The sequence below is a fragment of the Frischella japonica genome, assembly GCF_014489845.1.
In the GTDB taxonomy this organism is placed as follows: Bacteria; Pseudomonadota; Gammaproteobacteria; order Enterobacterales; family Orbaceae; genus Frischella; species Frischella japonica.
Map to the genome: position 1 here is coordinate 1 of NZ_JABURY010000010.1, position 12,814 is coordinate 12,814.

At 32.7% G+C, this 12,814-nt stretch carries 11 protein-coding genes; 5 read left to right on the top strand and 6 right to left on the bottom strand.

Annotated features, from left to right (window positions below; genetic code table 11):
- Together FcAc13_RS04100 and FcAc13_RS04105 are read left to right on the top strand one after the other, a co-directional pair.
- On the top strand, window positions 1-1,138 hold a 1,138-nt coding region (locus FcAc13_RS04100), incomplete at its 5' end, for a hypothetical protein (protein WP_187754938.1).
- Window positions 1,139-1,767: 629 nt separating this feature from the next.
- Window positions 1,768-2,292, top strand: coding sequence for an endonuclease V (locus tag FcAc13_RS04105; protein WP_255562861.1), 525 nt, complete (start codon window positions 1,768-1,770; stop codon window positions 2,290-2,292).
- Window positions 2,293-3,186: 894 nt separating this feature from the next.
- Here the strand turns inward: FcAc13_RS04105 and fsa are convergent.
- From fsa to FcAc13_RS04130, 5 genes are all read right to left on the bottom strand, one after another.
- Window positions 3,187-3,849 (bottom strand): fructose-6-phosphate aldolase, encoded by a 663-nt coding sequence (fsa, locus tag FcAc13_RS04110; RefSeq protein WP_187754940.1) that lies wholly within the window; start codon window positions 3,847-3,849, stop codon window positions 3,187-3,189.
- Window positions 3,850-4,260: 411 nt separating this feature from the next.
- Window positions 4,261-5,592 (bottom strand): PTS sugar transporter subunit IIC, encoded by a 1,332-nt coding sequence (locus FcAc13_RS04115; RefSeq protein WP_187754941.1) that lies wholly within the window; start codon window positions 5,590-5,592, stop codon window positions 4,261-4,263.
- Window positions 5,593-5,913: a PTS sugar transporter subunit IIB gene (locus FcAc13_RS04120; RefSeq protein ID WP_187754942.1), complete on the bottom strand. Its 321-nt coding sequence runs from the start codon at window positions 5,911-5,913 to the stop codon at window positions 5,593-5,595.
- Between the two features lie 27 nt (window positions 5,914-5,940).
- On the bottom strand, window positions 5,941-6,267 hold the full coding sequence (locus FcAc13_RS04125; protein WP_187754943.1) for a PTS lactose/cellobiose transporter subunit IIA: 327 nt from the start codon (window positions 6,265-6,267) through the stop codon (window positions 5,941-5,943).
- A 422-nt stretch (window positions 6,268-6,689) separates the two neighbouring features.
- Complete coding sequence (locus tag FcAc13_RS04130; RefSeq protein ID WP_187754944.1) at window positions 6,690-7,433, bottom strand: DeoR/GlpR family DNA-binding transcription regulator; 744 nt, start codon at window positions 7,431-7,433, stop codon at window positions 6,690-6,692.
- Window positions 7,434-7,681: 248 nt separating this feature from the next.
- On the opposite strand from FcAc13_RS04130, the gene FcAc13_RS04135 reads away from it, so the two are divergent.
- The 3 genes from FcAc13_RS04135 to FcAc13_RS04145 all read left to right on the top strand — a co-directional run bounded on the left by FcAc13_RS04135 (window position 7,682) and on the right by FcAc13_RS04145 (window position 12,170).
- Entirely contained in the window at window positions 7,682-8,581 is a 900-nt protein-coding gene (locus FcAc13_RS04135) for a glycyl-radical enzyme activating protein (protein ID WP_187754945.1), read from the top strand.
- 30 nt (window positions 8,582-8,611) lie between these two features.
- Entirely contained in the window at window positions 8,612-11,044 is a 2,433-nt protein-coding gene (locus FcAc13_RS04140; protein ID WP_187754946.1) for a formate C-acetyltransferase/glycerol dehydratase family glycyl radical enzyme, read from the top strand.
- Window positions 11,045-11,423: 379 nt separating this feature from the next.
- Window positions 11,424-12,170: a DeoR family transcriptional regulator gene (locus FcAc13_RS04145; protein WP_187755088.1), complete on the top strand. Its 747-nt coding sequence runs from the start codon at window positions 11,424-11,426 to the stop codon at window positions 12,168-12,170.
- A gap of 211 nt (window positions 12,171-12,381) precedes the next feature.
- Here the strand turns inward: FcAc13_RS04145 and arsC are convergent, their stop codons facing one another.
- Entirely contained in the window at window positions 12,382-12,735 is a 354-nt protein-coding gene (gene arsC, locus FcAc13_RS04150; RefSeq protein ID WP_187754947.1) for an arsenate reductase (glutaredoxin), read from the bottom strand.
- Window positions 12,736-12,814 lie beyond the last annotated feature (79 nt).

The window sequence follows — 12,814 nt, forward strand, 5'->3', positions numbered from 1 at the left end:
TGAAAAATATTGGGGTATTACGCCCGAAACTGCGGTTGCGATTGCTCTATTGCAATTAACTCAAGGTCAACATATGTATGAGTTATCCAGTCAATTTTATAAAATTCCGCAAAATTTAGCTAGTTTGACCGATTATTACAGTATGAACGAGCCAAAAAATCCATATTGTAAATTGAGTTATTTAGTAAAATATCTTTTTGGTGAACCTGGTGATAGTCTTAAAAAGTTAAAAAAATTATTTAATAATGCAACGGATCCGCAAGAAAAGTTGATATATGCAGATTTTCATGATTTAGTTTTAGAAGCTCTTAAGGATGAAGATGAAGTTAGCGGTCAACCAATTATTTATAACATCTCACCTAAGCCAGAAAGCGATTCCGAACCGTTAATCATCGATGAGCAAGATTTTATCGAAAATCCACCTTGTGTCATTACGCCATTGCAAGCTAAAAAGCGGGGGGTTGATCTCGATGAATTATATACTTATGACTCCTCATGGAGAGCAGTTATTTTTGCGCCATTAACGATAACTAATCCCTACATTTTCGACGCTATTATCCAATTTTATAAAGTGCAAAATAAAATAAATCCCAACTCCACTATTATTTGGGGTGGAGAACAGGCGTATTGCTTTGGAAAAAAAATAGTGATTGATTTCAGTGGCACCCCTTATCAAGTGGGTATGGGAATTTATGGTAAAAACCAAGCTCAACTAATTTATGGAGTAATGGATTTTGCCAAGATTGCTGTTGCAATGAATAGACAAGCCCCCGATACGGAAAAATTATTCGCACTGCGAAAACAACACTATTACTTCGATAGTCCCAAAGGAAGCCCAAACATTGATAAATCCAAGCCCGGTATAATGTATTTGGATGAAGCTTTAGTCGCCGGAATTTTTAATGATAATAATTATCGGGCAATCAAACAGCTTGAAAAAATCACACCGGATATGGGCGAAGTCTATGATGCCTCACTGCTGTTTATGGCATATATGCAGCAGAAAAAACTAGATTATGCCATGGAGAAACTACAAAGAAAACTCGATACTACTGAACTAAAACAGGTGTACCAAAGAGCACAAAAACGCCTGCCACAATATCAAGAATACTGGCAGGAAAAGTTAGCAAAATTATAAAAAGGGGCTAATGCCCCAAAACAATAGGATAAATTCAAAATAATCGATAAGTTTGCTTTTTTATCAACAAGCCTATCTGATTTTGGTAAGTTTTATAACATAAAATAGTCATACTTTGGTACTGACTAGTCAGTTCTTTTAAGTGATATCTAAGCTTGTTATCTAACTTTGCTTTGGGTTTGAGGCATTATATGCTTCGATTTACATTAGACAAATAGCACACTCTATGTTCGGTTAATTTTACATATAAATTAATAGGAATGTGCGAATTAAATCGTCATATGTAAAGAAAATATTATTTATTTCGCGTTATGATGATCTAAAACTAACCAATAACCGAGTAAATATTTGCTAATTTGAGTTAATATTATGGGGCATTGTTTTATCAGCAATTCATCTATTACTATCAATTATTGAGATTTAATATTATTGATTATTTAAATAAAAAAAGAGTGAGAGTATCTTTATCAATTTTAATGTTAATATTAAAATTGCCTTTTATTTAGCAAAACGACTCATAGCAGATTAAATGCTAAAGCAAAATGACCGTTTCAATATGAAGGGACTAGCGGATATCCGTTACTCACAATAAAAAAATCACTTTAATAATAAAAAAATGTTATCGAAGGTTGTTAAAAATGATTATTGCCATAGATGTATATTATATTGCCAATCGTGCCAAAACAGTGGGGATAACCTTTGAGCGTTGGACTGATAGCAAGAATGATATTATTGCTTTAGTTAGTGATTATCAAAACGATGTCGCACCTTACCAATCGGGGCAATTTTATCAACGTGAGTTACCTTGCATAATCTCATTGTTAACTAAGATTGATTTATCTAAAATCACCATGATTGTCATTGATGGTTATGTACATTTAGATCATGGTAAATTTGGTTTAGGCGGTCATCTATATAATGCATTAAATCAAACCATACCTATAATAGGTGTTGCTAAAAAGCCTTTTTTAGGTAATCGTGAGTATTTAATAGAAGTCATACGGGGTAAAAGTGCACATCCTTTATATGTGACAGCAATTGGCATTGCATTAGAAGATGCAGCTGAGAGCATTAAATCAATGGCTGGAAAATATCGAATGCCCGATCTGCTCAGTTATTTAGATCAACAAACAAAATTATTTAAATTTGAATGAATACCAAATATGTTTGGTATTATTAATCGTAATTTTGAGGAATTTTATTTAAAATTCCAATAATAATAACGGACTCATAATACAAAAATAATAAATTTTTAAAATTTTTCTTCCAAAAAATTTGGCAACAAGTGTTTAACTTTACGATCAGTATTAATTGTGCATTAAAACGAAATTTTTTCGATATTTCTACAAATTAGTAACTCAGCGATAACAAACTAAGTGCAGTAACAAAATTAACTTTGAATGGCTATGGGATAAATGGTAAAGATAATCCTAAAATATTAGTTGGTTTCTATTACCTTTCAGTAAGCGGTGGTTATTTTTCTAATATGGTAAATAGGCAATTATAAATAAACCCGTTATTTATTTTTTTATGTTAATTGACAGAATAAACTGCGATTTATGGCGATAGTATTTTTACCGAATCACTGAATGTAAGAAATATTTATCACCGATAAATTATACACAGCAAAACATCTAGTATTATCAACGTTCAATAATAAGATAATTTAATTATTAGTTGATAAAAAATGATGGTTTAAATGTGCCATTCACATCATTATTTTTGAAATGGTTTTGTCACAATTGAAAACATACCTCATTATCTGCTAAAGATATCAGTTTTGCCGCATAAACATCATGTTTATCTCCATGCTTTAATAAAAATAATAGGAATTTGCAATAAACGTATTGGTTCTGTTTAAATGATAGATAAGATTATAATTTTTAAAGGTGACAATTCATGCTTGACATAGTTTTTTAAAGGTAAGTTAATATTTATATAGATTATTTTGTCATCACAATAAGTAGAAACCTAAGTTCAAATTCCCACTTAGGTTTTTATAAAAATAACCATTAACTAAAATATGTAAGATTTGCAATTGTTAATCATTATAGCTTTAGATCGCCGAAAGCATTTATCCAATCATTATCAAACTGTTTAATCGCAGCGTCTACTGCAGGGTCAGCAATGAATAATTCCGCAATATCTGTTGGAATAGTAATTGATTTACAACCAGCTAATAAGCAATCAAGGACTTGTCGTGGTGTCCGAAAACTTGCCGCTAAAATCATTGATGAGGGGCAATGCATCTCAAGTAATGTTTGTAATTCAGCAACGACTTCAATTCCGCTACCACCTTGAGCATCGATACGATTAACATAAGGCGCGACATATTTAGCACCAGCTAAAGCTGAGAGAAATCCTTGTCCTGCACCATAAACGGCCGTACCTAGTGTAGTTATTTCTTGGGCTGACAACTCTTTAATTGCGATTAATCCTTCGCTAGTGACAGGAACTTTGATTACAATGGTTGGAAAATACAGTCTTAATTTTTCTGCCTCTTTAATCATATCTTTAGCATTATTTGCGATAACTTGTGCAAATAATTGACTTTTAGCACCAACTGCTGCTTGTAATTCATTCAATACATCAAAAATAGGTTTTTTCTCTTTTGCCACAATACTTGGATTAGTTGTTACCCCTTGTATCGGTAATATTTTTGCTAATCTTTTAACCGATTTTACATCAGCAGTATCTAAATAAAGTTCCATATTCATCCTTTTAGTAGTTAAATTTACGTTCGAAAGTAATTTTAATGCAAAAAGAAAGTTGAATCTTTTATTTATTTAAAAATTTGTGAGTTACATCACATAAATTTTTGTTAAAAAACTATTGAGGTATTGAGCTACTTTTTATTATATTGATGAGATACCATTGTCGCAACATATTAAAATAATTAATATTTAATGTGATTTTGATGTTTAATAACGAGCAAAATTATGCAACATAACACATTAATATTTATGCAGCTGTGGCTATAGATATTATTTTCATCGTATTATCGCCAAAATTTAATATGATACGAACAATACGATTTAAAAATTGGCAATAATAAACATTACATTATTCACAAATGAGTCCTAACCATCATGCTGAATAATAACATGATGGTTTGAATTTTATTAATGAGATTGTAGCATCGTAGTCGATTGCTCTTGTTGTTCTTTGGCGTAGGCAATAGCATCCATTTTTCTAAAGAAGGGATAATAGCCAATGACTGAGATAATGAGAATAACTAATTGAATCAGTGCGCCTTGCCAACCGGCTACCAAAAATCCTGATAAAATGCCAGGTGTACTCCAAGGCAACATGACACCCGAAAATGGAGCCATAAATCCTATTGCAATAGAGGTATAAACTAAAATTCCACTTATAATAGGCACCAAAATAAATGGGATAAACATAATTGGATTAAGAACTATGCCGAAACCAAATGTAATTGGTTCATTAATATTAAATAAAGTTGGAAATATAGTTGCTTTACCTAAAAATTTATATTGTTTTGATTTTGCTGAGAAAATCATAGCAAACACAATTCCAAATGTAATTCCTGAACCAGTAAATAAAATAAAAGTATCCAAAAACTGTTGTGTTACAATATGAGCGCCATCACCAATATTTAAAGAGCCATTTTGAGCAAGCAAACGTGTATTATCGATGGCATTAGCTGTTAATATCGATGTTACGATACCATTTACGATTGATTGACCGTGTACACCAAACCACCATAAAAATGATATAAAAAATGCGATGGCAATAACACCACCAAATGAATCGGTTAAACCTTGTAAAGGCACTTGAATTAAACTATAAATTGCTTCTAATAGTGTGGTTTTACCATAGGTTTTAAACATGGCATAGGTTATTAATGAAAGTAAAAATATACAGCATGCAGGGATGAAGGCAGTAAATTGTACAGCAACAGTTTTTGGGACTGCTTTAGGCATTTTGATAACAATATTACGCCGTAAAAAAAGCGTATAAATAAAACCAACGGTAAGTCCAATGATAATCGCAGAAATCATGCCTTGACCACCAATCCATGCCTTGGCGACGGTATTATTCACTACTTCACCAGAAATAGGTGCCACAACATAAGAATTCGATGTTATAAAAAAAGCGGAAACCGCTAACACGCCAGCGGGCAATGGCTCAAAACCTTCATTTTTCACATATGCATAAGCAATCGCAAAACAAGAAATTAGCCCCATTATTGCAAAGGTTCCACCATAAACCTGCATAAATGGCTCAGTCCAATCATTACCTAAAATACTGGCAATCCAATCATTTACCGTTTTAGATGGTATTTGCCCGACAACTAAAAAAAAACTACCTACAACGGTTAATGGCAAAATACTTAGCATTCCATCTTTTACCGCAGTAATTCCTTTAGAGTTAACAAATGTTAAAACTTTCGGAAGAATTTTAGTATTAATATATTCAACGATACTCATCTATTGTTCCGCCTTAGTTTGATATAGATTTAATGCAAAATTTAATACGTTTTCCCCGTTCATTGTGCCATAGTCAATCATTGGTATCACTTCAATTGGCACATTAGCTGGGGCACAAACTTCTTTCGCTTTTTTTAAAGCATATCCCACTTGCGGTCCTAATAAAGCCACGTCCATATCATTAACATAATCTCTAAGTTTGGCATGTGAATGAGCTTGAATATCTACATCAATACCTTGTTGTTGAGCGGTTTCTAACATTTTTTCAACTAACATACTCGTTGAGAATCCAGCAGCACAGAATAATTTAATCTTAATCATGATATTTTCCTTATTTTTATAAATTGCTTATTGTTTTTCGATTAACGTGTTTAAGATTTTGCGTAATTCGATAATTTGTTCAATTAATGTGATTTCAGATATCGCATTCATCAAATGATCTTGAGCGTGTACAAAAAGAGCATTTACATTTAATGATTCTCCATTCGCTTCCAATGTTAGTAATGTAGTCTGTTCGTTATGCGCTAATAACAAATATTCATTCGCTTGTTTAAAATTTTCTTCTGCTAAACTATAGTTTTTTTCATTTACGTTTGATAACGCATTATAAGCATAGGATTTCGCTGCTCCAGAATTAACAATTAAGTTCATGATCGCTTGTTCAATATTGTCCATTACTTGTTCCTTATATTAATTTCCAATAATTTGTAAAAAGATTAGCTTAAAAAAAAGAAAAATAAATTTTTTTACTTCGAAAGTATGATTTAAATCACAATAAAAGAAAAATATCAGCTTTCTATAGAAAGTTTAAAAAGAAAATAAAAAAGTGATAAATATCAAATAACGGTTTTTTATTATTGAAAATATCGATTAACTAGGTGCTATTGCAAATAGATTTGCCGATGTTAGATTAATTATAATTTTTGATTAAAAGAAAATTCAATTTTGTTAGTAATGATAAAAAGAGGAAATAGTTAATTGGCTATTTAAGTGGCTATCTACTCAATCAGAAAGACCACTAGCGTAATATATAGTAGTCTTGACTAATCTTTAATGGGATTTAAAAGTGTTTGTTGGCGTGTGAATGGGTAAAACGATTAAGGTAATTTATAAACATTTATAGACTTTTTCATTATGTCGTTTTCAAAATTTATATCAAGATTATTGTCAGTAATGATGTGTTTAATTTTATCGATCGCTATTGTATAGGCAAACACCGAACCAAATTTAGAAGAATCAGTAATAACATAGTTTTGAGCACCTTTATCAAGCACACAATTAATGACTTCTGCTCGCATCATATCCCGCCCAGTAAATCCCATTTCAGGATGATAACCATCGATACCCAAAAAGGCTTTATTAAAATGAGTTTGTGTTATGCACATACGAGTTAATGGTCCTATTACACTGTCGCTTTTGGCTTGCAGTAATCCACCTAATAAAATCACATCAAATTTTGCTTCTTTTAACAGCTGAGCAATATAAGTACAAACTGTAATAACAACAATTTCACCTTCAAAATTTAGTAATTCTCGAGCGAGTAAGGCATTAGTACTACCACCTTCTATAAAGATTGAATCCCCGTCTTCAATGAAGTTTAATGCATATTTAGCCAATCGCTGTTTTAGTGAAAAGTTTAGTTGAATGCGCTCACTCATTACATCCCGGTCCAAAATTTCAGCAAAGCCATGTGTTCGTTTGATAAAATTTTGTTCTTCAAGGTAGGATAAATCATTGCGAATAGTCACTACGGATACATTAGTTAGTTTGGACAATTCATTAACACTAATTTTTTGCCGGTTATTGATTAATTCCAATATTTTCTGGTGTCTTTTGTGCATGCCAATCACTATAAAATGCTAATTATTTAGTTGCTCATTATCATACACAAATTTTGTTAAAAATTAAAATAACCCGTTGCTATCAGGTAGTTTTTAATTTTATTCAGTGCGGTAAATACTAGATAAGTCGTCATTTATTTTTCTTAATTTGATTGATGGAAAAATTTTTTTTAATCGTAAAAATGTGATTTATATCACGGACACTTTCTTTCGAAAGATGCTCTAATATTGCAAAAAGGAGCATGGTTATGATTTTCAATCTACAACGCTATTCAACTCATGATGGTCCAGGAATAAGAACCGTTATTTTTTTTAAAGGTTGTTCATTGAGCTGTTTTTGGTGTCAAAACCCAGAAAGTCAATCACTTAAATCTGAAATTTTATATGACAAACGCTTATGTATACATGATTGTCAATTGTGTGTAAAAAAAATTCCGCAAATTTTTAATAAAGAGTGTGAAGAATTGACCATTGACCGTGCTCACTTTAATGAACAATTGATTGAAAATGTAAAGTTTGTTTGTCCTAGTTTGGCAATTAGTGTTTGCGGGGAACCTCAAACTGTCGATGAAATTATGGTGGTTGTTAATAAAGATGCGCCATTTTACTTACGCACAAACGGTGGTGTAACTATATCGGGAGGTGAGCCATTCATGCAACCGGATTTAATTCAGCAAATTTTACAACGTTGTAAAGAAAAAAATTATCATACAGCCGTTGAAACTTGTTTACATGTACCCTGGAAATATGTCGAACCGTCCTTACCTTATCTTGATCTCTTCTTAGCTGATTTAAAACATACTGATGAAAAAAAATTCAAAGAATGGACAAACGGTTCGGTGAAACGCATTTTGGATAATTTTCGACAATTATCCATTACCGGTAAAGCAATTACCGTAAGAGTACCAATAATCCAAGGCTTTAATGCTGATAAATCATCAATGCGCTCAATTATTGATTTTGCAGCTAATGAAATAACCACTCATGAAATTCACTTTTTACCCTATCACACATTGGGTATTAATAAATACAAAATGTTAGATATGCCATATTACGCACCAACTGAACCGCTAAATGACAATGAGTTAGTTGACTATGCAATGCATTATGCTGCGGAAAAAAAATTAACAGCTGTTTTAAGAGGATAAATGCTATCAAAATAGCCAAAGGAGACAACGATGACAAAACTAAATTTAACAGAGATTACCCCCAGAATTCAAGCACATAAAGATGCTTTAATTCATATTATTAAACCCCATATTTGCGTTGAACGTGCTGAACACTATACTGAATCATATAAAAAACATTTCGCACAACCAATTGTTATCCGTCGCGCATATGCTTTGGTTAATCATTTGGCAAAAAAAACAATTTGGATAAAACATGATGAATTAATTGTTGGTAACCAAGCTAGTCATCCTCGAGCGGCACCCATATTTCCAGAATATACCGTCGGCTGGATTGAGAAAGAAATCGATGAACTAGGCGATAGACCTGGTGCTGGTTTTGAAGTCAGTGAACGTGATAAAGCAGTGTTGCATGATATCTGTCCGTGGTGGCATGGTCAAACAGTATTAGATCGCTGCTATGCACTTTTTACTGATGAACAGAAATCGTTACTTGATACGGTAATGATTAAAGCAGAAGGAAATATGAATGCTGGAGATGCTCATTTAGCAATTAATTTTCCACTGATTCTAGAAAATGGCATTGATGGCATTATTGCTAAAATTAGAGAACGTCGTGAGCGCTTAGATTTAACTAACTTAGATGATTTTTATAAAAGTCATTTTCTAAAAGCTTCCGATATGTCAATGGTGGCAATGAGTGAATATATTGAACGTTATGCTAAGTTAGCCAATAAAATGGCAGAAACCGAAACACGCGACTGGCGTAAAAAAGAGTTACAGGGAATCGCTGATAACTGCCATTTAATTGCGCATCAACCGCCAAAAACTTATTGGCAAGCATTACAACTATGCTATTTTGTGATGTTAATATTACAAATAGAGTCAAATGGTCATTCCGTTTCCTTTGGGCGTTTGGATCAATATCTTTACCCATTTTATCAAAAAGATGTTGAACAAAATAAACTAATAACTCGAGAAAATGCTATAGAATTATTACATAGTTGTTGGTTAAAACTTTTAGAAATTAATAAAATTCGTTCTGGTTCTCACTCAAAAGCCTCTGCAGGAAGTCCAATGTACCAAAATGTTACTATTGGTGGGCAAAAACTTGTAAATGGTAAACCAATTGATGCGGTAAATAGTTTATCGTTGGCGATATTAGAATCCTGTGGTCGTTTAAAATCAACACAACCCAATCTTAGTGTGCGTTATCATGCAGGATTAAGTAATGAATTTTTAGATGCATGTGTGCAAGTTATTCGTTGTGGCTTTGGTATGCCAGCGTTCAATAATGATGAAATTGTAATCCCTGAATTTATTAAACTGGGCGTTGAACCACAGGATGCCTATGATTATTCTGCAATTGGTTGTATCGAAACGGCGGTTCCAGGTAAATGGGGATATCGTTGTACAGGTATGAGTTTTATTAACTTTACACGTGTTGTACTGGCAGCACTTGAGGGAGGTAAAGATGCAACGAGCGGAGCCGTTTTCTTAGCACAAGAAAAAGCATTGAGTAAAGGTAATTTTACGAACTTCAATGAAGTGATGCAATCTTGGGATAAACAAATTCGTTATTACACCCGTAAATCTATTGAAATCGAGTATGTCATAGATACCATGTTAGAAGAAAATGCTCACGATATTATTTGCTCTGTTTTAGTCGATGATTGTATCGAACGTGGTAAAACACTCAAACAAGGCGGGGCTAAATATGATTGGGTTTCAGGTTTACAGGTCGGATTAGCCAATACAGCCAACAGTCTTGAAGCAGTTAAAAAATTGGTATTTGAACAAGGTATGATTAGTCAACAAGAGCTAGCTGAATCTTTAGCGTCAAATTTTGACGGTTTAAACGGTGAACAATTACGTCAACGTTTATTAAATGGTGCACCTAAATACGGTAATGATAATGATGAAGTTGACCAGTTATTAGTTGATGCCTATCACAGTTATATAGATGAACTCAAAAACTATAAGAATCCACGTTATGGTCGTGGCCCAATAGGTGGGACTTATTATGCAGGTACCTCCTCAATTTCTGCCAATGTTCCATTTGGTGCACAAACGGCAGCGACGCCAGATGGACGTAAAGCTTGGACTCCTTTAGCAGAAGGCGCGAGTCCTTCATCAGGTACCGATACATTAGGTCCTACAGCGGTATTCAATTCCATCGGTAAATTACCAACCGATAAAATTTTGGGTGGGGTATTACTTAATCAAAAACTTAATCCATCTACGCTCGATCATATCCAAGATAGGCAAAAGCTAATGCTTATGTTACGAACCTTTTTTGAAGTGCACAAGGGGTGGCATGTACAATACAACGTGGTTTCACGTGAAACATTATTGGCAGCAAAAACAAATCCCGATCAGTATCGAGATTTAGTGGTTCGTGTTGCTGGTTACTCTGCATTCTTTACCGCATTATCACCAGAAGCACAAGATGATATCATTGCCCGAACTGAGCATGTTATTTGATTACATTTTTATACTTTATCTAACTAAAATAAGCCATCATTTGATGGCTTAATTATTTATTTTCATTATTCAATAATATTAGCCTTCATTTACAACTTTATTAACAATCAATAAAGGGTGGTTTTATCATTAAAATATTACTTGAAAGATAAATAATCACTCAAGTAGTATTTCAATCGGTTAAACATTTAATGATTGTTGTCAAAGAGTTGTGTAAGATAGTCGCCAGTTACTCTAAAAACAGTATAGATGATATAAAAACTATAATTAAAACAACTGTTAAATCTATTACACATCACATATGTAATGACGCGACGGAATGATTCTCCTGATTAATTAAATTGTTGGAATAAAAGGCTAGCTATAAATGTTTTATTTAATGAATGAACGTCAAAAAGAAATTATTTACCGAGTCAATGAATTAGGACAAGTTAAAGTCGCTGATTTAGCCCAGTATCTGGCTGTTTCGGTTGTTACCATTCGGCATGATCTTAATTTCTTAGAAGAAAAAGGTTACTTAAAACGTGAACATGGTTATGCCGTGACAATGGATAGCGATAATTTAGATGCGCGAATGAAAATTAAATTTCCGCTAAAACAAAAAATTGCTGAATATGCTGCTTCATTAGTCAATAATAATGAAGTTATCTTTATCGAAGGGGGAAGTACTAACGCTTTACTTGCTCGTCATTTAGCCTTTACTCGTCGAATAACGTTAATTACTTCAAGTTATTATATTGCTCAAATACTTAAAACCACTGATATTAAAGTAATTGTGATTGGTGGCGAATATCAAAAGAAGAGTGATAGTGTTGTTGGCGAACTTGCATGTTTAGCCATTGCGCATATTTCTTTCGATAAAGCGTTTATTGGTGTTGATGGATTTACTGAACAAACGGGTTTTACTGGGCGCGATAATATGCGCACAGAATTAGTCAATACAATTTTAGATAAACCTAGTGAAAATATCATTATTACTGATTCATCAAAATTCGGTCAACAACAGAAATATTTATTTCAACCGCTTAGTGCCATTAATCGAGTAATTACCGATTCTAATATAGATAGTAAAAATGAACGTTACTTACATGATAATGCAATTATTGTTGATAAGGTTAAATATTAATTGCGGTTTATATTTGTGGACATTTTTATTGTGAGTAATCATACTTAATAGGCGAAAAACTTGATTTGCGCCATTCGCAATGTACATAACCATAAAAAATTGTTTGTTATGTACATGGCAGTCTATCTAATTCTTTTCGGTAATTAAACCGCTTAATTTTTATTGTATATGAAATATTTATATTTTCTTAAATCGTCAATTATCCGTTTTATCAGAATATTTCCCATATCTTTTCAGGTGGGCGACCAATTATAGCGCGATGATTATTTACCACGATGGGGCGTTCAATCAATATCGGGTATCGATGCATCGCATTAAATAATTGTTGTTCAGTAATATTTTCACCATCTAGATATAATTCTTGATAAAGCTGTTCTTTCGTTCGCATAATTTGCCGTGCTGAGTTAAAACCAAGTTGGTTAACTAAGGTTTGTAACTGTTCGATTGATGGCGGATTATCTAAATATAATACAATGTTTGGTTTAATACCTTTATCAATGAGTAACGCGAGTGTTGTTCGGCTTTTAGAGCATTTAGGGTTATGGTATAAGGTAATAGTTGTCATTTTGATTGAAGATTATTATTGGAACGTCATACTTTATCGTTATTTTTTAAATCTGCAATAAATAAAGAGAAATAAATCA

Bases quoted from the DNA above. Each gene is read 5' to 3' on its own strand.
- fsa (WP_187754940.1), bottom strand. From the start codon at position 3,849: ATGGAACTTTATTTAGATACTGCTGATGTAAAATCGGTTAAAAGATTA.
- FcAc13_RS04115 (WP_187754941.1), bottom strand. From the start codon at position 5,592: ATGAGTATCGTTGAATATATTAATACTAAAATTCTTCCGAAAGTTTTA.
- FcAc13_RS04120 (WP_187754942.1), bottom strand. From the start codon at position 5,913: ATGATTAAGATTAAATTATTCTGTGCTGCTGGATTCTCAACGAGTATG.
- FcAc13_RS04125 (WP_187754943.1), bottom strand. From the start codon at position 6,267: ATGGACAATATTGAACAAGCGATCATGAACTTAATTGTTAATTCTGGA.
- FcAc13_RS04130 (WP_187754944.1), bottom strand. From the start codon at position 7,433: ATGCACAAAAGACACCAGAAAATATTGGAATTAATCAATAACCGGCAA.
- FcAc13_RS04135 (WP_187754945.1), top strand. From the start codon at position 7,682: ATGATTTTCAATCTACAACGCTATTCAACTCATGATGGTCCAGGAATA.
- FcAc13_RS04140 (WP_187754946.1), top strand. From the start codon at position 8,612: ATGACAAAACTAAATTTAACAGAGATTACCCCCAGAATTCAAGCACAT.
- FcAc13_RS04145 (WP_187755088.1), top strand. From the start codon at position 11,424: ATGAATGAACGTCAAAAAGAAATTATTTACCGAGTCAATGAATTAGGA.
- arsC (WP_187754947.1), bottom strand. From the start codon at position 12,735: ATGACAACTATTACCTTATACCATAACCCTAAATGCTCTAAAAGCCGA.